This window comes from Pseudomonas sp. ES1, assembly GCF_050586605.1.
Lineage (GTDB): Bacteria > Pseudomonadota > Gammaproteobacteria > Pseudomonadales > Pseudomonadaceae > Aquipseudomonas > Aquipseudomonas sichuanensis.
Genome location: NZ_JBOBDM010000035.1, coordinates 21,939 through 41,284 on the forward strand (window position 1 = coordinate 21,939; position 19,346 = coordinate 41,284).

The 19,346-nt window shown below is 62.6% G+C and carries 17 protein-coding genes; 6 read left to right on the forward strand and 11 right to left on the reverse strand.

What is annotated here, in order from left to right; translation table 11 throughout:
* The first annotated feature begins 6 nt into the window (after positions 1 to 6).
* A complete protein-coding gene (gene sulA, locus ACQ4N9_RS15780; RefSeq protein WP_347150097.1) occupies positions 7 to 483 on the forward strand; it encodes an SOS-induced cell division inhibitor SulA in 477 nt (158 codons plus the stop codon).
* Between the two features lie 51 nt (positions 484 to 534).
* Here sulA and ACQ4N9_RS15785 read toward each other — a convergent pair whose 3' ends face one another.
* The 7 genes from ACQ4N9_RS15785 to ACQ4N9_RS15815 form a co-directional block, all read right to left on the reverse strand.
* Positions 535 to 768: a hypothetical protein gene (locus tag ACQ4N9_RS15785; protein ID WP_043215749.1), complete on the reverse strand. Its 234-nt coding sequence runs from the start codon at positions 766 to 768 to the stop codon at positions 535 to 537.
* Positions 769 to 821: 53 nt separating this feature from the next.
* Positions 822 to 1,343 (reverse strand): DUF6586 family protein, encoded by a 522-nt coding sequence (locus ACQ4N9_RS15790; RefSeq protein WP_390967413.1) that lies wholly within the window; start codon positions 1,341 to 1,343, stop codon positions 822 to 824.
* Positions 1,344 to 1,492: 149 nt separating this feature from the next.
* Positions 1,493 to 4,102: a type I DNA topoisomerase gene (gene topA, locus ACQ4N9_RS15795; protein WP_390967412.1), complete on the reverse strand. Its 2,610-nt coding sequence runs from the start codon at positions 4,100 to 4,102 to the stop codon at positions 1,493 to 1,495.
* A gap of 100 nt (positions 4,103 to 4,202) precedes the next feature.
* Positions 4,203 to 4,454, reverse strand: coding sequence for a DUF1653 domain-containing protein (locus tag ACQ4N9_RS15800; RefSeq protein ID WP_125463367.1), 252 nt, complete (start codon positions 4,452 to 4,454; stop codon positions 4,203 to 4,205).
* Between the two features lie 78 nt (positions 4,455 to 4,532).
* Positions 4,533 to 5,708, reverse strand: a complete 1,176-nt coding sequence (gene fadA, locus ACQ4N9_RS15805; RefSeq protein ID WP_125463366.1) for an acetyl-CoA C-acyltransferase FadA — start codon at positions 5,706 to 5,708, stop codon at positions 4,533 to 4,535.
* Positions 5,709 to 5,739: 31 nt separating this feature from the next.
* Positions 5,740 to 7,887 (reverse strand): fatty acid oxidation complex subunit alpha FadB, encoded by a 2,148-nt coding sequence (gene fadB, locus ACQ4N9_RS15810; RefSeq protein WP_390967411.1) that lies wholly within the window; start codon positions 7,885 to 7,887, stop codon positions 5,740 to 5,742.
* A gap of 479 nt (positions 7,888 to 8,366) precedes the next feature.
* The gene (locus ACQ4N9_RS15815; RefSeq protein ID WP_390967410.1) at positions 8,367 to 8,804 is read right to left on the reverse strand and encodes a hypothetical protein; all 438 of its coding nucleotides are present in this window, start codon (positions 8,802 to 8,804) and stop codon (positions 8,367 to 8,369) included.
* A gap of 110 nt (positions 8,805 to 8,914) precedes the next feature.
* Here ACQ4N9_RS15815 and ACQ4N9_RS15820 point away from each other — a divergent pair, with 110 nt between their 5' ends.
* Positions 8,915 to 9,355: a universal stress protein gene (locus ACQ4N9_RS15820; RefSeq protein ID WP_390967409.1), complete on the forward strand. Its 441-nt coding sequence runs from the start codon at positions 8,915 to 8,917 to the stop codon at positions 9,353 to 9,355.
* Positions 9,356 to 9,417: 62 nt separating this feature from the next.
* Here ACQ4N9_RS15820 and ACQ4N9_RS15825 read toward each other — a convergent pair whose 3' ends face one another.
* On the reverse strand, positions 9,418 to 11,346 hold the full coding sequence (locus ACQ4N9_RS15825) for an ATP-binding cassette domain-containing protein (protein ID WP_390967408.1): 1,929 nt from the start codon (positions 11,344 to 11,346) through the stop codon (positions 9,418 to 9,420).
* A gap of 207 nt (positions 11,347 to 11,553) precedes the next feature.
* Between ACQ4N9_RS15825 and ACQ4N9_RS15830 the strand changes: the two genes are divergently transcribed.
* Complete coding sequence (locus ACQ4N9_RS15830; RefSeq protein ID WP_390967407.1) at positions 11,554 to 13,482, forward strand: transglycosylase SLT domain-containing protein; 1,929 nt, start codon at positions 11,554 to 11,556, stop codon at positions 13,480 to 13,482.
* A 347-nt stretch (positions 13,483 to 13,829) separates the two neighbouring features.
* Here ACQ4N9_RS15830 and ACQ4N9_RS15835 read toward each other — a convergent pair whose 3' ends face one another.
* Both ACQ4N9_RS15835 and ACQ4N9_RS15840 read right to left on the reverse strand, forming a co-directional pair.
* Positions 13,830 to 14,633 carry an MOSC domain-containing protein gene (locus tag ACQ4N9_RS15835; RefSeq protein WP_390967406.1) on the reverse strand — a complete coding sequence of 268 codons (804 nt, stop codon included), beginning with the start codon at positions 14,631 to 14,633 and terminating at the stop codon, positions 13,830 to 13,832.
* A 61-nt stretch (positions 14,634 to 14,694) separates the two neighbouring features.
* Positions 14,695 to 15,630 (reverse strand): chemotaxis protein CheV, encoded by a 936-nt coding sequence (locus tag ACQ4N9_RS15840; protein WP_110993554.1) that lies wholly within the window; start codon positions 15,628 to 15,630, stop codon positions 14,695 to 14,697.
* 350 nt (positions 15,631 to 15,980) lie between these two features.
* On the opposite strand from ACQ4N9_RS15840, the gene ACQ4N9_RS15845 reads away from it, so the two are divergent.
* From ACQ4N9_RS15845 to ACQ4N9_RS15855, 3 genes are all read left to right on the forward strand, one after another.
* Positions 15,981 to 16,463: a histidine kinase gene (locus ACQ4N9_RS15845; protein ID WP_390967405.1), complete on the forward strand. Its 483-nt coding sequence runs from the start codon at positions 15,981 to 15,983 to the stop codon at positions 16,461 to 16,463.
* A 397-nt stretch (positions 16,464 to 16,860) separates the two neighbouring features.
* Complete coding sequence (locus ACQ4N9_RS15850) at positions 16,861 to 17,757, forward strand: sensor histidine kinase (protein WP_390967460.1); 897 nt, start codon at positions 16,861 to 16,863, stop codon at positions 17,755 to 17,757.
* Positions 17,747 to 18,406 (forward strand): response regulator, encoded by a 660-nt coding sequence (locus ACQ4N9_RS15855; RefSeq protein ID WP_390967404.1) that lies wholly within the window; start codon positions 17,747 to 17,749, stop codon positions 18,404 to 18,406. The genes ACQ4N9_RS15850 and ACQ4N9_RS15855 overlap by 11 nt, the downstream gene beginning before the upstream one ends.
* Here ACQ4N9_RS15855 and yegS read toward each other — a convergent pair.
* A complete protein-coding gene (gene yegS, locus ACQ4N9_RS15860; protein ID WP_390967403.1) occupies positions 18,390 to 19,283 on the reverse strand; it encodes a lipid kinase YegS in 894 nt (297 codons plus the stop codon). The genes ACQ4N9_RS15855 and yegS overlap by 17 nt on opposite strands.
* Positions 19,284 to 19,346: the final 63 nt, after the last annotated feature.

Consider the following 19,346-nt stretch of genomic DNA (forward strand, 5'->3'; position numbering starts at 1 on the left):
GGCGTCATGCAGCCGTTCATCCCTGCATCGCAACAAGTCCAGTTGCCACTGTTCGAGGCTTTTTTCGCCAATCCGGTTTTGCCGGGCTTCAAGGCACGCGAACAGCCGCGCAAAAGCAACCAGCCCGAGCTGTTCAGCGAACTGGCTCTGCGCGGCGCCCCCGGCCATTGCCAAAGCCTGTTGGCGCCTGTCTTGCGCGAGCTCAGCGAAGAGGACGACAGCCGCTGGCTCACCTTGATCGCCCCGCCTGCCAGCCTCACGCAAGCATGGCTGCGCGATGCCGGCCTCAACCGCGAACGCATCCTGCTGCTTCAGCCAGGCAGCAACCAGAACGCCCTGCAGCTGGCTTGCGAAGCATTGCGCCTGGGACACAGCCATACCGTCGTCAGCTGGCTGGGCAGCGTGAGCAACAGCGCTCGGCAACAGCTGTTGCGCGCCGCCGCCAGCGGAAAAGCACAAAGCCTGAACATCCGCCTGGGCTGATGTTCAGGCTTTGCCTGTCATCTGTTTGTAGCCGTGAACCTCTAGCGTGGCTCAGTGAAGGACGCGCGGCCCTTCATCACGCTCGAAATCGCCCTCTACCAAGCGACCGGCCATTTGCACACCGACACTGAGCATGGCCTTGGCCACTTCCACATGCTGTCCTTGCAGGAATGCCTTGGCATCCTCGGAGAAATCCAGGGTTACCAGGGAACCTTCATCCTCGGCGCGGCGCAGCTCGATCCGGCCGTCAGGCAACTCGACAATTTCTAGAAAGGACGTTGACATACTTGGGGCCTGCTTTTCACGAAAGGCCGATAGTGTATCAGCCATGATTGCTGTCAGCACTCACTCAGCGCGTCGCGGAATCGTCTCACCAAGTCCTTCAGGTTCTTCCGCCAGGCCTCAAGCTCTGCTTGCGAAAGCTCTAGCGGCTCGGCCTCATCCAGATTGACCGCCTGGATCAATGGCTGGGTAACATCGGTTTTCGCGCTTTTCTTCGCGACCGGCGGTCGGAACAAATCGGCATAAGCTGCAAGCAGGCGAGCCAGCCAGGTTTCCGGCTGCCGTGCCAGTTCCAGCATCTCAGCCATCTCCGGAATTGCCACGCTCTGCAGCACCTCATCGTTGAGCAGCAGCTCGGCCCGTGCCGCAGCCGCTTGCGGCAAGCGGTAGAAACCAGCGATCTCATGGCACAAGCCCAGCAAGGCACCATACAGGTGGAACAACGTCGCTTCGCGCTCGGCCTGGAGCAACCCCTGGGCGTTCATGGCACCGCTTGCAGAGGCTTTGGCCATGGACTCCAGCGCAAGGCCGGCAAAGAACAGTTTCTGATTGGTGCGGGTGTAGAGTTCCTGGGCCATGTCGGGTGACCTCCTGAAGGCTGCAAGGCGATTGCTTGCAGTTTCAGGGATTGCGCTTTGCTTGTCATCAAATGAGTGGGGCCGCTTAACCCCCATCGCCGGTTTGTCGGCGATAGGGGTTAAGCGGCCCCGATCAAAACACTGAGCGATCAGCGCTTGTCTTCGACCTTCCACGCCTTGCCGTCGTAGAACGCCTTCCAGCCAGTCGGCTTACCGTCGACCTCAGACTGAACGTACTGCTCCTTGGTCTTGCGGCTGTAGCGGATCACCGCCGGGCGGCCTTCAGGGTCCTTCTGCGGCGCTTCGCAGAGGAAGTGGTATTTCGGATCGATCTCGTGCTTGTGCGGCACGATTTCCAGCACCAGCGGCGCACGGGTTTCGCGGTTCTTGGGGAACTGGCTGGCGGCCAGGAACAGACCCGAGGCACCGTCACGCAGCACGTAGGTGTCGTCGACCTTCTCGCACTTGAGCTCGGGCATGTCCACCTTGTCCATCTTCGGTGGCGCCGCCTCGCCGCTTTTGAGCAGCTTGCGGGTGTTCTTGCAGGTAGCATTGGTGCAACCGAAGAACTTGCCGAAACGGCCGGTCTTGAGCTGCATCTCGCTGCCGCACTTGTCGCATTCCAGGCTCGGCCCTTCGTAACCCTTGATGCGGTAGCTGCCCTCTTCGATCTCGTAGCCGACGCAATCCGGGTTGTTACCGCAGATGTGCAGCTTGCGCTTCTCGTCGAGCAGGTAAGCGTCCATGGCGGTCGAGCAGATAGGGCAGCGATGCTTGCCACGCAATACCAGCGACTCGGACTCACCTTCGTCGTCGGCAGCGATCTCGTCGCCCGGCACCAGGTTCACAGTGGCCTTGCAACGCTCTTTGGGTGGCAGGCTATAGCCCGAGCAACCCAGGAATACGCCGGTGGAGGCCGTGCGGATCATCATCGGCCGCCCGCATTCCTTGCACTCGATATTGGTTGGGGTCGGCTGGTTGGCACGCATGCCATGCTCGGTGGACTCGGCGGTCTGCAGCTTCTTGCTGAAGTCGCCGTAGAACTCGTCCAGCACGCTCTTCCAGTCACGCTCGCCCTGGGCTACGTCGTCGAGATTTTCTTCCATGCCCGCGGTGAAGCCGTAGTCCATCAGGTTGGAGAAACTCTCCGACAGGCGTTCAGTGACGATGTCGCCCATTTTCTCGGAGTAGAAGCGGCGGTTGTGCAGGGTCACATAGCCGCGATCCTGGATGGTCGAAATGATCGCGGCATAGGTCGATGGTCGGCCGATACCGCGCTTTTCCATTTCCTTGACCAGGCTGGCTTCGGTGAAGCGCGCCGGCGGCTTGGTGAAGTGCTGGCTAGGGTCGATCTGGATCAGCTTGAGCGCTTCGCCCTGCGCCATGTCGGGCAGCACGTCGTCTTCACCTGGCTTGCTCTGCTGCGGCAAGACGCGGGTGTAACCGTCGAACTTGAGGATGCGGCCTTTGGCACGCAGCTCGAAATCGCCAGCCGCCACGGTAACGCTGGTGGACAGGTACTGCGCCGGCGGCATCTGGCAGGCCAGGAACTGGCGCCAGATCAGTTCGTACAGGCGCTCGGCATCACGCTCCATACCGGTGAGCTTGGTCGGGTGGGTGTTGACGTCGGACGGGCGAATCGCCTCGTGCGCTTCCTGGGCCCCTTCCTTGCTGCCGTAGACGATGGGCGCGGCCGGCAGGTACTGCTTGCCGAACTCTTTCTCGATGTAGCTGCGCGCCATTTCCACGGCATCGACCGACAGGTTGGTCGAGTCGGTACGCATGTAAGTGATGTAGCCGGCTTCATACAGACGCTGGGCCATCATCATGGTTTTCTTCACCCCATAGCCCAGGCGGTTGCTCGCGGCCTGCTGCAGGGTGGAGGTGATGAACGGTGCCGAGGGCTTGCTGCTGGTCGGCCGGTCTTCGCGCTTGCTGACGCTGTAGCTCGACGCCTTGAGTTTCTCCAGGGCGGCCATGGCCTGGGTTTCGTTCAGCGGCTTGAAGGCTTCGCCCTTCTCGCGCGCCACTTCGAAACGCACCTTGGCGTTCTTGGCAGTGCCCAGGTCGGCGTGGACTTCCCAGTACTCTTCCGGGTTGAAAGCGCGGATTTCGCGCTCGCGCTCGACGACCAGCTTCACCGCCACCGACTGCACACGGCCAGCCGACAGGCCACGGGCGATCTTGGCCCACAGCAACGGCGAAACCATGTAGCCAACCACGCGATCGAGGAAGCGACGCGCCTGCTGGGCATTGACCCGATCGATGTCGAGCTCGCCCGGCTGCGAGAACGCTTCCTGGATGGCTTTCTTGGTAATTTCGTTGAACACCACACGCTTGTAGCGGCTGTCATCACCGCCGATGGCTTCGCGCAGGTGCCAGGCAATGGCTTCCCCCTCGCGATCCAAGTCGGTTGCGAGATAGATGGTGTCGGCATCCTTGGCCAGGCGGCGCAGCTCTTCGATCACCTTCTCCTTGCCGGGAAGGATCTCGTACTTGGCTTTCCAGCCGGCCTCAGGGTCGACGCCCATGCGTGCCACCAGCGTGCGGCGGGCCTTTTCCTTGGGCGACAGTGCCGGAGCCTCAGCTGCGGCCTTGCCACGCTTGGCCGCCGGTTCCTTGCTCGCACTGGCGGAACCGCTGGTGGGAAGGTCGCGGATATGGCCGATACTCGACTTCACCACGTACTGGTTGCCCAGGTACTTGTTGATGGTCTTGGCCTTGGCCGGGGATTCCACAATGACCAGCGATTTGCCCATGGATCGGAGTATTCCTGAATCTGAAGATGAAAAACGCGTCAGGTGCCAGACGCGGCACCGCTATATATAGTGGCAAAACAGTGAGGTCAAGCGCGAACGCTCAGTCGTCGGCCTTGGCCAGCAACCCGGACAGCCCTTCTTCGGCCTCGACCAAAGCAAAGCGTGGCACCTGCTCGCCGTCAACCTCGACCGACTCCAGGAACATCGAAAGCGGCCTCACCCATAGGCCGAATTCGCCGTACAGGGCCTGGTAGAACACCACCCACTCCTCGGTCTCGGAGTGGCGCGCAGCGCCGAACACACGATACTCGGGGCCCTTGTAGTGCCGGTACACACCGGGTTGTATCTGCATGTCGCCCTGCCTCTTGAACAAATCCTGTAAAAAACAAAAACCGGGGCACAGGGCCCCGGTTGCTGCCTTGCAACGCGATCAGACGCGTTCGAAGACAGTGGTGATGCCTTGGCCCAGGCCGACGCACATGGTCGCCACGCCGAGCGTGCCGCCATTCTGCTTCATGACGTTGAGCAGGGTGCCGGAAATTCGCGCACCCGAGCAACCGAACGGGTGGCCCAAAGCGATGGCGCCGCCGTGCAGGTTAACCTTCTCATCCATCTTGTCGAGCACTTTCAAATCTTTCAGCACTGGCAGGGCCTGTGCAGCGAAGGCTTCGTTGAGCTCGATGAAGTCGATGTCGGCCATGCTCAGGCCGGCGCGCTTGAGGGCTTTCTGCGTCGAAGGCACCGGGCCGTAACCCATGATGGCCGGGTCCACGCCCGCCACCGCCATCGAGCGGATCACCGCCAGCGGCTGGATGCCCAGGTCCATGGCGCGCTGGCCGGACATGACGATCATGCACGAAGCGCCGTCGGTGATCTGCGACGAAGTACCGGCGGTGACGGTGCCGCCTTTCGGGTTGAAGGCCGGCTTGAGCGATGCCAGGCCTTCGAGGGTGGTTTCCGGGCGAATGGTCTCGTCGAAGTCGAAGACCTTCAGGAAGCCGTTCTCGTCATAACCCTGCATCGGGATGATCTCGTCCTTGAACTTGCCTTCCACCGTCGCCTTGTGGGCGAGCTGGTGCGAACGCACACCGAACAGGTCCTGCTGCTCACGGCTGATGCCGTGCATCTTGCCCAGCATCTCGGCGGTCAGGCCCATCATCCCGGAGGCCTTGGCGGCGTGCAGGGACATGTGCGGGTTCGGGTCCACGCCGTGCATCATGCTGACGTGGCCCATGTGCTCGACACCGCCGATGACGAACACGTCACCGTTGCCGGTCATGATCGCCTGGGCGGCGGTGTGCAGCGCGCTCATCGACGAACCGCACAGGCGGCTGACGGTTTGCGCGGCCGAGGTGTGCGGGATCTGGGTCATCAGCGACGCCATGCGCGCGATGTTCCAGCCCTGCTCCAGGGTCTGGTTGACGCAGCCCCAGATCACGTCCTCGACTTCTTTCGGGTCGACCTTGTCGTTGCGCTCCAGCAGCTTGCTGATCAGGTGCGCGGACATGTCTTCGGCGCGGGTGTTGCGGTGCATGCCACCCTTGGAGCGGCCCATCGGCGTGCGACCGAAGTCGACAATCACCACGTCTCTTGGATTCAGGCTCATATCAGTATTCTCGCTCTAGCTCGTTGGGCGCTCAGTTGAAGAAGCGCTGGCCGCTCTTGGCCATTTCGCGCAGCTTCGCGGTGGGGTGGTACAGCGGCCCCAGGTCGGCGTACTTGTCGGCCAGTGCGACGAACTCGGCGACCCCGATCGAATCGATGTAGCGCAGCGCGCCACCGCGGAAAGGAGGGAAACCGATGCCGTAGACCAGGCCCATGTCGGCTTCGGCGGCGGTTTCGACGATGCCGTCTTCCAGGCAGCGCACGGTCTCCAGGCACAGCGGGACCATCATCCAGTTGATGATGTCTTCGTCGGTAACCTCACGCTGTTCGAAGACGATCGGCTTGAGCACGTCGAGCACGTCGGCATCGAAGACTTTCTTCGGCTTGCCGCGCTTGTCGGTCTCGTAGGCGTAGAAGCCCTTGCCGTTCTTCTGGCCCAGGCGGTTGGCCTCGTACAGCGCGTCGACGGCAGAGCGACGATCGTCCTTCATGCGGTCCGGGAAGCCGTCAGCCATCACGTCACGGCCATGGTGGCCAGTGTCGATACCGACCACGTCCATCAGGTAGGCCGGGCCCATCGGCCAGCCGAACTTTTCCATGACCTTGTCGATGCGCACGAAGTCGACACCAGCGCTGACCAGTTTGGCGAAGCCGCCGAAGTACGGGAACAGCACGCGGTTGACCAGGAAGCCCGGGCAGTCATTGACCACGATCGGGTTCTTGCCCATTTTCTTGGCGTAGGCCACGGTGGTGGCAACGGCCACTTCACTGGACTTCTCGCCACGGATGACTTCGACCAGCGGCATCATGTGCACCGGGTTGAAGAAGTGCATGCCGACGAAGTTCTCGGGGCGCTTGAGTGCCTTGGCCAGCAGGTTGATCGAGATGGTCGAGGTGTTGGAAGCCAGGATGGCGTCCGCTTTCACCTGCCCTTCCACCTCGGCCAGGACCGCTTGCTTGACCTTTGGGTTCTCGACCACGGCCTCGACCACGATATCGACGTTGGCGAAATCGCCATACGACAGGGTCGGGCGAATGGCGTTGAGCGCTTCGGCCATCTTCGCCGGGGTGAGGCGGCCTTTCTCGACGCGCTTGCCGAGCAGCTTGGACGCCTCGTTCAGGCCCAGCTGGATGGCTTCCTCGCGGATGTCCTTCATCAGGATCGGCGTGCCCTTGACGGCCGACTGGTAGGCGATGCCGCCACCCATGATGCCGGCGCCGAGCACGGCGGCCTGCTTCACGTCGTGGGCGATCTCGTCATGGGCCTTGGCCTTGCGCTTGAGCTCCTGGTCATTCAGGAACAGGCCGATCAGGCTCTCGGCAACCGAGGTCTTGGCCAGCTTGGCGAAGCCCGCGGCCTCGACTTCCAGCGCCTTGTCACGGCCGAAGTTGGCGGCTTTCTGGATGCTCTTGATGGCTTCGACCGGCGCTGGGTAGTTCGGGCCGGCCTGGCCGGCAACGAAGCCCTTGGCAGTCTCGAAGGCCATCATCTGTTCGATGGCGTTGAGCTTGAGTTTCTCCAGCTTGGGCTGGCGCTTGGCCTTGTAGTCCAGCTCGCCGCTGATGGCGCGCTTGATCAGGTCCAGTGCACCCGCCTGCAGCAGCTCAGGGGTAACCACGGCATCGACGGCGCCGACTTTCAGGGCGTCTTCGGCACGAATTTCCTTGCCCGAGGCGATCCACTCGATGGCGTTGTCCGAGCCGACCAGGCGCGGCAGGCGCACGGTGCCGCCAAAGCCTGGGTAGATGCCCAGCTTGACTTCCGGCAGGCCGATTTTGGCAGTGCTGGACATGATCCGGTAATCGGCGGCCAGGCACATCTCCAGACCACCGCCCAGGGCGATGCCGTTGATGGCGGCAACCGTCGGCACTTCGAGGTCTTCGAAGGCGTTGAAGATACGGTTGGCTTCCAGGTTGCCGGCAACCAGCTCGGCCTCAGGCAGCTTGAAGTTATCGACAAACTCGGTGATGTCGGCGCCGACGATGAACACGTCCTTGCCACTGCTGACGATGACGCCCTTGACCGAAGCGTCGGCCTTGATGGCGTCGACGGCCTCGCGCAGCTCGTTCAGAGTGAGGCGGTTGAACTTGTTGACGGACTCACCCTTGAGGTCGAACTTCAGTTCGACGATGCCGCTTTCAAGAGCCTTAACCGTGATGGCTTTACCTTCGTAAATCATCAACTGATCTCCACGATATGGAAGCTGAACTGTACACGCCGATCGCTGGCGCAAGAGCCGGTCTGCCGGTGTCTTGCCGCAGGCACACCCGTCGGCGCGCTAATCGGGGTTCTGTAAGAGCGATCTGACATACAAACGCTCAATTCATACGCCCGTTTGATTTGGGTGTGCACACATTCTCCGAAAAGATCGGCGTTGTCAAATGCTCTCAAGCACCTTGAAAACGCGACTTTCCAGTCATTTTGTACGCTGCAGGCATGAAGCATGATGACAGTGATCGCCGACCATTCATGTCAGCGATAGACCATGGGCAAGCGCTAGCGGCTGCATTTTGTTAAACACGCTCGCCAACACTGGCTACACTGGCAGGTGTTCAACGTGTTCCCGGCCTGCCTGGCCTTTTCTGCGCAGCAGAACGCAAAGCGGCGCGCAGGAGCCTTTCGGTTCCTGCGCGCCGCTTTGTCGTTGATGAGAAGGGATCAGGCGAGGGTTTCGAGCACCTTGGCAATATCCTGCAAAACAGAATCTTCGCCGCGCTCACCCCAGAACAGGGCGACCATCTGGGTATCGGCCTCGATCTTGTAGACGCTTTCCGGCAACCCGGCGAAGGCCTCGAGCAACCGCGGGTCCTCACAGGACTCGCGATAACGGTTCCACCAGACGCCCGTACTGACCTGCCAGTAGCACCAGCTGTCGTCACGACCCTTGCGCCGTGCCCGGTGGTACTGCGGGCATGGACTGGGGGGTTGTTTTTCCAGCCAGTGCGGCCACTGCTGCGGCGCCAGCTGCATGGCCAGGCCCATGCGCCGCCCCTCCAGGCGCAGATTCATCTGCCGGCTCTGCTTGTGCGAGGGGCGCAACCAGGCGAGCGGGCTGAGAATCAGCGCAAGGATTGACACCACCAGCCATACCGTCATATCTGTAGACCTTATAAAGCGTTGCAAATGAGCGGGTTACTCATGCTTCACGGACGACCCGCGCGAAAGCGACCATACTTCTTCTATCGCGATTGTCAGGAGTACAGCTCATGTCCTACGAACATCTTCTGGTCGCCGTCGACCTGACCGAAGAATGCGACCCGGTGATCAAGCGCGCCAAAGCGATCGCCCTGAGCAGCGGCGCGAAGGTCTCCCTGGTGCATATCGTCGAACCCATGGCCATGGCCTTTGGTGGTGACGTGCCCATGGACCTCTCGCAGTTGCAGCAGCAACAGTTCGATCAGGCCAAGGAGCGCATGGACCGCCTGTTCAACAAATACCCGGACATCAACCGAGGCGATTCGCACCTGGTGTATGGCCAGCCACGCCAGGAAATTCACCAATTGGCGAAAGACCAGAAGTGCGACCTGATCGTGGTGGGCAGCCATGGCCGGCATGGCCTGGCCCTGCTGCTGGGCAGCACCGCCAACGATGTGCTGCATGGCGCGCCGTGCGATGTATTGGCAGTACGCCTGAAAAAACCCGAATGATGCCTTGATCGCGGGGCGAGTCGGAGCAGCGGTGCGGCGATCCGACTTGCCCTGCGATGATGTCAGCCTTCCAGCTCAGCCCACCGCTCTACCAGTGCATCCAGCTCACCCTGCAGCTTCTCGATCTTGGCCAGCACCGCCGAAGTCTCGGCAATCGGCCGCTGATAGAAGCCCGCAGCGTTCACTTCTTCCTGCGCCTCGGCCATGCGCTGTTCCACCTGGTCAATTTGCCCTGGCAGCATCTCCAGCTCACGCTGCAGCTTGTAGCTGAGCTTTTTCTTCGACGCATCGGGGGCCGCAGCAACCGGTGCGGGGGCCACCGGCTCCGACACCTTCTCGACCACCGCACTGTTGAGCTCGGACTTGCCGCCCTTGCTTTCGGTGACACCGAGCAACTTCGGCGAACCACCCTGGCGAATCCAGTCTTCGTAGCCGCCCACGTACTCGCGCACGCGCCCTTCACCTTCGAACACCAGGGTGCTGGTGACCACGTTATCGAGGAAAGCCCGGTCGTGACTGACCATCAGGACAGTGCCTTTGTAGTTCGACAGCACCTCTTCGAGCAGCTCGAGGGTTTCCACGTCCAGGTCGTTGGTCGGCTCGTCCAGCACCAGCAGGTTGGCGGGTTTGCTGAACAGCTTGGCCAGCAGCAGGCGGGCACGCTCACCACCAGACAACGCCTTGACCGGGGTACGGGCACGCTGAGGGCTGAACAGGAAATCGCCGAGGTAGCTGAGCACATGGCGGCTCTGGCCATCGATATCAATGAAGTCGCGGCCTTCGGCCAGGTTATCGATAACGGTCTTTTCCAGATCGAGCTGGTGACGCATCTGGTCGAAGTAGGCCACTTCCAGCTTGGTGCCGATCTCGACCTTGCCCGCTGTCGGCTGCAGATCACCCAGCATCAGCTTGAGCAAGGTGGTCTTGCCGGTGCCGTTGGCGCCGAGCAGGCCGATACGGTCCTGGCGCTGCAGCACCATGGAGAAGTCCTTGACCAGCTTCGGCCCGCCCTGGTGCGCGAAGCTGACGTTTTCCAGCAGCATCACTTGCTTGCCAGACTTGTCCGCCACTTCGATCTGGATGTTCGCCTTGCCCTGACGTTCGCGGCGCTCGCCACGCTCCACGCGCAGCGCCTTGAGCGCGCGCACGCGGCCTTCGTTACGGGTACGCCGGGCCTTGATGCCCTGGCGGATCCACACCTCTTCCTGGGCCAGGCGCTTGTCGAACAGCGCGTTGGCGGTCGCCTCGGCAGCCAGTTCGGCCTCCTTGTGCACCAGGAAGCTGGCATAGTCGCCGTTCCAGTCGATCAGGCCGCCACGGTCCAGCTCCAGGATGCGCGTCGCCAGGTTCTGCAGGAATGAACGGTCGTGGGTGATGAACAGCACTGCGCCGTTGAAGCTGTTCAAGGCCTCTTCCAGCCAGGCGATGGCGCCGATGTCCAGGTGGTTGGTGGGCTCGTCGAGCAGCAGCAGGTCCGGTTCGGACACCAGCGCCTGGGCCAGCAGCACACGGCGGCGCCAGCCACCGGACAGCTCGGCCAGGGTCTTGTCGGCCGGCAGTTGCAGGCGGCTGAGGGTGCTTTCGACCACCTGCTGCAGTCGCCAGCCATCACGAGCTTCCAGCTCGTGCTGAACGTGCATCAGCTTGTCCAGGTCTTCGGCAGTGTGGATGTTCAGGCTCAGGTGGTGGTATTCGGCCAGCAGCTCGCCCACGCCATCCAGGCCAGCGGCCACCACATCGAACACCGTGCGTTCGTCGGCAACCGGCAGTTCCTGCGGCAGTTCGCCGATCTTCAGGCCCGGGGCACGCCAGATATCGCCATCGTCGCCTTTCTGCTCGCCCTTGATCAGGCGCAGCATGCTCGACTTGCCTGTACCGTTGCGGCCGATGATGCACACCCGCTCACCACGGGCGATCTGCCAGGAAACCTTGTCCAGCAACGGCATGGCGCCGAATGCGAGGGACACATCGCTGAATTTGAGCAGGGTCATGATCATCTCCAAAAACTGGGCGCGCATTCTACCCGACTTGCCTGCGCAGGGCATTAAAACCGCGTTGCCGGCAGCACCGCGTCGGATAACAACTCGATACAAGCACAGTGCTTTCACCGGCCCACGGCAAACGGCTAAGCTAGGCAGTAATACCCAACAGTGCTGGCTCCGCCGTCACTCTCTATGGTTCAACTGCCCGGACGTATCATGCGCAGCCGCCTGTTACAAATTGCTTCCTGCCTATTGCTCACCGCAACCGCTGCGAGTGCCGCACAGGCCGCCGACCTCACCCAGCAGCGCCAGTACTACGACGAAGCCAAGCGCGCCCTGGCCAAAGGCGACAAGGGCCCCTACCTGCGTTACGCGCAAGCACTGCGCGACTACCCGCTGACGCCCTACCTCACGTATGACGAGCTCACCGCCCGGCTGAAAAGCGCCAGCAACGAGGAAATCGAAGGTTTCCTCGCCGCCCACGGCGACCTGCCCCAGGCCAACTGGATGAAACTGCGCTGGTTGCGCTGGCTGGCCGAACGCGGCGAATGGAACACCTTCGTCAAATACTACGACCCCAAGCTCAACTTCACCGAGCTGGACTGCCTCAACGGCCAGTACCAGCTGAGCCACGGCCAGCGCGCCCAGGGCTTCGCCACGGCAGACAAGCTATGGAACGTCGGCAAATCGCAACCAGAGGCCTGCGACACGCTGTTCGCCATGTGGGCAGCCGAAGGGCAACTGACCGAGGCCAAACGCTGGCAGCGCGCCAAATTGGCGGCCCAGGCGCGCAACTACGGACTGGCCAACAACCTGGTGAAGACCCTCACCACCTTGGCTCCCCAGGGCAAGCTGCTGATCGATGTGGCGCAGAAGCCCGAACTACTCAACCAGCCTTCGCGCTTCACCCCGGTCAACGAAGCCATGTCCGACGTGGTCAGCCTCGGCCTGCGCCGCCTGGCACGCCAGGATCCGGAGCAAGCCATGGCGCTGCTCGATGACTACGCCCAGCGCATGCACTTCTCCCGCGACGAGAAGGTCGCCATCGCCCGCGAGATCGGCCTCACGCTTGCACGTCGCTATGACCCGCGCGCGCTGGACCTGATGACCCGCTACGACCCCGAACTGCGCGACAACACCGTCAGCGAGTGGCGCATGCGCCTGTTGCTGCGCCTGGGCCGCTGGGAAGAAGCCTATGAGCTGAGCAAACGCCTGCCGCAGGACCTGGCCAGCAGCAACCGCTGGAAGTACTGGCAAGCCCGCAGCCTGGAACTGGCGCAGCCCAACAACCCGCAGATCCCGCTGCTGTACAAGACCGTGGCCCGCGAGCGTGACTTCTATGGCTTCCTCGCCGCCGACCGGGCACAGACCGCCTACCAGCTGAACAACAAGCCATTGCAACTCAGCCAGCAGGTGATCAACAAGGTGCGCAATACCCCCGGCGTGCGCCGCGCCCTGGAGTTCCATGCCCGCGGCCAGATCGTCGAAGGCCGGCGCGAGTGGTACCACGTCAGCCGCCACTTCAGCCGTGACGAAATGGTCGCCCAGGCGCGCCTTGCCTATGACATGCGCTGGTACTTCCCGGCCATTCGCACCATCAGCCAGGCCCAGTACTGGGACGACCTGGACATCCGCTTCCCCATGGCCCACCGCGACACCCTGGTGCGCGAAGCCAAGGTGCGCGGCCTGCACTCGAGCTGGGTATTCGCCATCACCCGCCAGGAAAGCGCATTCATGGAAGACGCCCGCTCCAGCGTTGGCGCCAGCGGCCTGATGCAGCTGATGCCCGCCACCGCCAAGGAGACCGCGCGCAAGTTCAGCATCCCGCTGGCCTCCCCGGCCCAGGTGCTCAACCCGGACAAGAACATCCAGCTCGGCGCCGCCTACCTGAGCCAGGTCCACAGCCAGTTCAACGGCAACCGAGTGCTGGCCTCGGCCGCCTACAACGCCGGCCCCGGCCGCGTACGGCAATGGCTCAAGGGCGCCAAGCACCTCAGCTTCGACGTGTGGGTCGAGTCGATCCCGTTCGACGAGACGCGCCAGTACGTGCAGAACGTGCTGTCGTATTCGGTGATCTACGGGCAAAAGCTCAATTCGCCGCAACCGCTGGTGGATTGGCATGAGCGGTATTTCGACGATATGTGATCGTTCGCCGAGGGTGCTGCAGCGCCTATGAGATCGAGCGCCGCCCGCGCGGCGCATCGCTGGCAAGCCAGCTCCCACATTTGTTTCGGGCCAATTATGCCTGTGAGGGTACCGCTGCACGCCTTGGTGCATGTCTGAAGTCAGGCGCAGGGCCGTCAGCGCACACTTCGAGATCGAGTCGAGCCCACAAGGCGTACAGCGATGAAATCACAGGAGTGACTGGCCCGAAACAGATGTGGGAGCTGGCTTGCCAGCGATGCGCCGCGCGGGCGGCGCTCGATCTCAAGAGCGCTGCAAGACTATCGCCCAACACCTTGCAGCCCTCACACAATCGCTATCGCCCTGCCTTACTCGATAACCTCAACCGCCATCCCCACCTTCAGCTCCCCCGCACCATCCACCGCCAGGTTCTGGCCGAACAGCACATCCCCCTCTTTCTCGCGGAACGTCTTGAGCGTGGTCAGCGGCTCACGGTCCGGGCTGCGTTCGCCCGTGGCAGGGTCGAGGGTGGTGAGGATGCAACGCACGCTGGGCTTGAGCACACGGAAGGTCATGTCGCCAATGCGAATGCGCTTCCAGCGGTCTTCGGCAAATGCCTCGGCACCCTCGACCACCAGGTTCGGGCGAAAACGCAGCATCTCCATAGGGCGCCCGATGCGCGCGCTCAGCTCGTCCAGGGAAGCCTGACCGATCAGCAACAACGGAAAACCATCAGGGAATGCCGCGCGGTCGCTGTTCAGGCCATAACCGCTGGGCAGGTACCTCGCCCGCTGGTCAGGGCAATGCACCAGCCGCACCGGCTTGCCCAACAGTTCGCTGAGCCATGCCGCTGCCGCATCCCCCGCATCGGGCACGCGCAGGGTGTCACGCCAGATGGTGACACCACGCAATTCATCGTCTGCAGGTGGCACTGGCACGGCCAATGCCGCCCGCCCCGGCGCGGTGAGCAGCAATTGGCCATTCGCGCTGTAGTCGGCAGTGATCTGCCCGAGCGCAGGCCATGCCCGCTGGGTGAGGAAGCGACCGTTCTCGGCCTCTACCACCAACCAGCGCCGATCACCGTCCAGGCCCAGGTAATCGACCGGCGAGCGTTGCAGGCTCTGCGCCTGCGTCGACTTCACCGGATAACGATACAACGCACTCAGAATCATCCCTGCCTCACCCTGCGCCAGTAAAAGCCCAAGCTTATACCGGACACAGGTGTACCAGGTATCAGGCCGACGCGGTATCCATGCTCAGGCGCTGACGAACCACATCCACCAGGCGGTCGGGCTGGAACTTGGAGAGGAAGTTGTCGCAACCGACCTTCTTCACCATCGACTCGTTGAAGCTGCCCGACAGTGAGGTGTGCAGCACCACGTAAAGGCCGCGCAGGCGCGGGTCGTTGCGAATCTCGGTGGTCAGCCGGTAGCCGTCCATCTCTGGCATTTCCGCATCGGTGAAGATCATCAGCAGCTTCTCGCAGACATCCTCCCCGGCATCGGCCCAGCCTTTGAGCAGACGCAGCGCCTTCAGGCCATCACTGGCCACGTGCAGCTTCACACCCAACTGCGACAAGGTATCGCGCAACTGCGCCAGGGCCACGCTGGAGTCATCCACCAGCAGCACTTCGCGGCCACGGGCACGGGCCAGCACCGGGTCTTCGAGCTTGTCACGGGAAACCTTGGCACTGTAGGGCACGATCTCGGCCAGTACCTTTTCCACGTCGATGATTTCCACCAACTGCTCTTCGACCTTGGTGATCGCCGTCAGGTAGTGCTGGCGGCCGGCGCTGGTCGGCGGCGGCATGATGGCCTCCCAGTTCATGTTGACGATCCGGTCGACGCCCCCCACCAGGAAAGCCTGCACCGAACGGTTGTACTCGGTGACGATGATGGTGCTGCCTGGCCCCGGTTGCAGTGGCCGCATGCCGATTGCCTGGGACAGATCGATCACCGGCAGCGTCTGCCCACGCAGGTTGACCACGCCACAGACGAATGAATGGCGCTGCGGCATCAGTGTCAGCTTGGGCAGTTGCAGCACCTCCTGCACCTTGAACACGTTGATGGCGAACAGTTGCCGGCCAGCCAGACGGAACATGAGGATTTCCAGGCGGTTCTCACCTACCAGTTGCGTACGTTGGTCTACCGTGTCGAGAATGCCGGCCATTTGGACAACCCCCTGGCTTGTGTCGGGAAAATTGATTGCATCCGCCGGTGTATCGGCGGCTATTCGCGCAGCTTGACCCCGAACGGAAAAAGCCGGGGCCAGAGATTGATATCACTTTACCATCATGCTTTACTGCCGCCACGCCCCCACTGCAAGGCACCCCGCAACGAAGCATTCGCCCCTATCTTCATCAGGGAAACCCCTACCCGCAATCGGGTGCAACCTGATGTTCGCAATATCCTTTAGCCATTAATGTGACGCCATTCTCAATGCATGAATGGAGTCAGGCTTTTGCTCGCAATCGTCCAGGTATGGCCCACCCCTGCTCTAGCCCTGCGCGCTGGAGTGACATGATGGATATCGCACCACTGCCCAGCAGCGTCCTGCAGGGTTTCCTGCTGGATGCGCAGACCCTGCTGAGCAAGGCACAGGAATGCCTGCAGCACCTCGAACTGATCGGCAACGACCCCGACGCCTGCCACTGCCTTGACGAAAGCCTTGACCTGCTGGCACTGCGCGCCGACACCCTTGGCCTGCTTGAAGTGGCGCACTACTCCCGCACCCTGCAACAGCTGCTCGCCCCTGCCTGCAGGCAGCGACACTTGCAGGGCAAGACATTGCCGGCACTGGCAGCCTGCCTGACCCTGCTGGCGTGGCAATTGGAGCTGGTCGACCCGCTCACCGGCCGCCTGAGCCTGGACAGCGAAGAACAACATCTGCTGCTGAACGAACTGGCCAGCGCACTTGGGCAACCGTGCGCGCCCGGCCTGGGCACCGACGCCAACTGCACGCCGGCACATGCCGGGCAGGCAAGTACCGGCCTGCAATGTTAAAACCGCCACGACCGGCAACTAACAGGCTGCTCTTGCGTTGCAACTAAGCAAGACGATCGTCCAACTTGCAAAGTTGCACAAGTTGCTTAAAACCTGCACATCAGGGTTTGCCTTAGTTGCACTTACCCCCTCGCTGCCGCGCAGCGGCCGTGGCACTGTGCCAGCCTGCGGACTGCACGGATACTCCGCGAGAGTCAGTAAATTCTGAGGTTTCAAGCAGTTGCACCCCCGCGACCAAAGCAAACCGAAGTGTTAACATGCGTGCACTCGAACGCGTGCTCCGCCGTTACCGGGCTTTTGCATTCGTGCCCGATGCTTACTTGAAAACGGGACGCCAAACCTCTGGCCAAACCTGTGTAACGCCTCCAACAGCAATAATTTATTGGCCTCCCTCCCTATGTTCCCAGGCTTGACGTTTTTCCAGCGCTGCCGCTCTAGCATCGCCCTGCTGCGTTGGGCAACCGCGTTGTTGTGCCTGGCCTCACTGGCGGCCAACCTGCTTTTCTACTGGCGAGCGCAACCATTGCCCGGCAGCCTGCTGCTGCTGCAAGTACTGGCAATGCTCGGCGTTGCCTGGCAGTTGCGCCACGGCGCGCACTCGATCAGCCTGCGCCCGGCGGAACTTGCCGACCGGATGCTCAAAGTGCAGGAAAGCGAGCGCCAGCACCTGAGCCGAGAACTGCACGACGATATCGGCCAGTTATTGACCGCTGCCAAGCTGCAGCTCGACTGGCTGCAACGCCGGGTCCCCGAGCAGTTGCAGGCCCAGTGCACGACCCTGCGCAGCACCCTGGACCACACCTTGAGCAACGTTCGCGACCTGTCCGCCATCCTCAACCCGCGGCAACTGGCCAGCCTGGGCCTTGAGGCCAGCCTGCGCGCGCACCTGCAGAGCACCTTGCAGAGCAGCGACCTGCACTGGAGCCTGGACTGCCACCAGCGCCTGGGCGGCATCAGCGAAGAAGTATCCATGGCGGCTTTCCGCATCACCCAGGAAGCGGTCACCAACGTGCTGCGCCATGCCAACGCCCGCAACCTGCTGATTCGCCTGCAACGCACGCCGCCAGGCCTTGCCCTGTCGATTCAGGACGATGGCTGTGGCTTCGTGCCCGCCCAAGCCCCGGCCGAGGCTGGCCAACGCGGCATGGCTGGCATGCAGGAGCGGGCCACCGCCCTGCAAGGCAGCTTGACCGTCAACAGCCAACCCGGCCAAGGCTGCCAGATCGAAGCCCTGTTCCCGTGGCCGCCACGCAGCCAGGAACGTGCCAGGACCTCCCCCCATCATGACGTGTAGATTGCTGCTGGTAGACGACCATTCGCTGATTCGCGCCGGCGTGCGCGCGCTGGTATCGGACCTGCCCGACTACCTGGTGGTCGGCGAAGTCGAGGATGGCGGCCAGTTGCTGGAGCAGGTCCAGCGCCTGGCGCCGGACATTGTCCTGCTGGACATATCCATGCGCTCGACCAGCGGCCTGGACGCGCTTGCGCAGCTACGCGCAAACGGTTGCGCTTGCAAGGTGCTGATGCTGTCCATGCACACCGACCCCGACCTGATCATGCGCGCCCTGGAAAGCGGCGCCCATGGCTACCTGCTCAAGGACACCAGCGCCACCGAGCTGGAACAGGCCCTCACCGCACTGCGCAACAACGAGCGTTACCTGAGCCCCGCCATCGCCCATACCGTGATCAACCAGGCGCTGCTGCGCGCGCAGAGCGGCAAGCCACCCAGCGAAGAGCGCCACAACCTGACCGCTCGCCAGCTGGAGATCCTGCGCCTGATCGTACGTGGCAAATCAACCCGTGAAATCGCCAATGGCCTGGGGTTGTCGATCAAGACCGTGGAAACCCACCGTTCGCAAATCATGAAACGCCTGCAGATCTACGACGTGGCGGGCCTGGTGCTGTTCGCCGTGCGCGAAAAGATCATCAGCCTGGACGACTGAGCAACGGCGAATCCGCCGGCAGGTGCACGCACAGCGCCCGGGGCACGACCTCGAAGCGCAGGCTGTCGGCCTGCAGCGGCTCGCCGTCGAGGTTGATGTCCAGGCCTTGTGCGCTCTTGATCTCCACCCACGGCAGCCGCGCCCGCACGAACAGCTCCTCCCCCGCCAGCAGCCCACGCAAAGCCCCCACCATTTCCTGCGGCGCCGGCAGGATACCGATGTCCAGCAGGCCATCGTCAGCCTTGGCGTCCGGACAGAGCACGTGCCCGCCACCGGCCTGGCGCCCATTGCCGATGCCCAGCGCCAGCAGCTCGCCCTGCCACTCGAAACCCGGCCCGTGCAACGTGACCGAGGCAGCCTGCAACTCACTGAAGCGCGACAGGCCGGTAAACAGGTATGCCGCCGCCCCCAGCACTTTCTTGAGGTCTTCCGAGGTGCTGGCCGTGACCTGGCTGCCAAAGCCGCCGGTCGCCATGTTGAGGAACAGCTGGTCGCCCACCTGCCCCAGGTCGATCGGCTGCGCCGGCGTGTCCAGCAGCGCAAGTGCCGCCGCCGGCTCCAACGGCACCCCGGCGGCCCTGGCGAAGTCATTGGCCGTCCCAAGGGGTAGCAACGCCAGGCTTGGCCGAGTGTTGGCGGCCCCCTGCGCCACAGCCTCGGCCACGTCACGCAAGGTGCCATCACCACCACCAGCCACCACCAGCGGATAGCCTGCGGCCTGTGCCTCCTCGACCAGGCGCCGGGCGTCGCCAGCCTCCCAGGTGAGGCGCACATCCAACTGCCAGCCGCGCTCACGCAGTTGCCCCACGGCCTCGCGCACCTCGTCGTTGGTCGCCTGCTTGCCATGCAGGATCAGCAGTGCCTTGCGCTCGTTCATCGTTGTTCTCCATGGAAAAGTCCTACCGCAATCTCGACCACCATCAACCCGAGATTGCTCCCT

Coding starts and splice junctions, on each gene's coding strand:
- sulA (WP_347150097.1), top strand. CDS start 7: ATGCAGCCGTTCATCCCTGCATCGCAACAAGTCCAGTTGCCACTGTTC.
- ACQ4N9_RS15785 (WP_043215749.1), bottom strand. CDS start 768: ATGTCAACGTCCTTTCTAGAAATTGTCGAGTTGCCTGACGGCCGGATC.
- ACQ4N9_RS15790 (WP_390967413.1), bottom strand. CDS start 1,343: ATGGCCCAGGAACTCTACACCCGCACCAATCAGAAACTGTTCTTTGCC.
- topA (WP_390967412.1), bottom strand. CDS start 4,102: ATGGGCAAATCGCTGGTCATTGTGGAATCCCCGGCCAAGGCCAAGACC.
- ACQ4N9_RS15800 (WP_125463367.1), bottom strand. CDS start 4,454: ATGCAGATACAACCCGGTGTGTACCGGCACTACAAGGGCCCCGAGTAT.
- fadA (WP_125463366.1), bottom strand. CDS start 5,708: ATGAGCCTGAATCCAAGAGACGTGGTGATTGTCGACTTCGGTCGCACG.
- fadB (WP_390967411.1), bottom strand. CDS start 7,887: ATGATTTACGAAGGTAAAGCCATCACGGTTAAGGCTCTTGAAAGCGGC.
- ACQ4N9_RS15815 (WP_390967410.1), bottom strand. CDS start 8,804: ATGACGGTATGGCTGGTGGTGTCAATCCTTGCGCTGATTCTCAGCCCG.
- ACQ4N9_RS15820 (WP_390967409.1), top strand. CDS start 8,915: ATGTCCTACGAACATCTTCTGGTCGCCGTCGACCTGACCGAAGAATGC.
- ACQ4N9_RS15825 (WP_390967408.1), bottom strand. CDS start 11,346: ATGACCCTGCTCAAATTCAGCGATGTGTCCCTCGCATTCGGCGCCATG.
- ACQ4N9_RS15830 (WP_390967407.1), top strand. CDS start 11,554: ATGCGCAGCCGCCTGTTACAAATTGCTTCCTGCCTATTGCTCACCGCA.
- ACQ4N9_RS15835 (WP_390967406.1), bottom strand. CDS start 14,633: ATGATTCTGAGTGCGTTGTATCGTTATCCGGTGAAGTCGACGCAGGCG.
- ACQ4N9_RS15840 (WP_110993554.1), bottom strand. CDS start 15,630: ATGGCCGGCATTCTCGACACGGTAGACCAACGTACGCAACTGGTAGGT.
- ACQ4N9_RS15845 (WP_390967405.1), top strand. CDS start 15,981: ATGATGGATATCGCACCACTGCCCAGCAGCGTCCTGCAGGGTTTCCTG.
- ACQ4N9_RS15850 (WP_390967460.1), top strand. CDS start 16,861: ATGTTCCCAGGCTTGACGTTTTTCCAGCGCTGCCGCTCTAGCATCGCC.
- ACQ4N9_RS15855 (WP_390967404.1), top strand. CDS start 17,747: ATGACGTGTAGATTGCTGCTGGTAGACGACCATTCGCTGATTCGCGCC.
- yegS (WP_390967403.1), bottom strand. CDS start 19,283: ATGAACGAGCGCAAGGCACTGCTGATCCTGCATGGCAAGCAGGCGACC.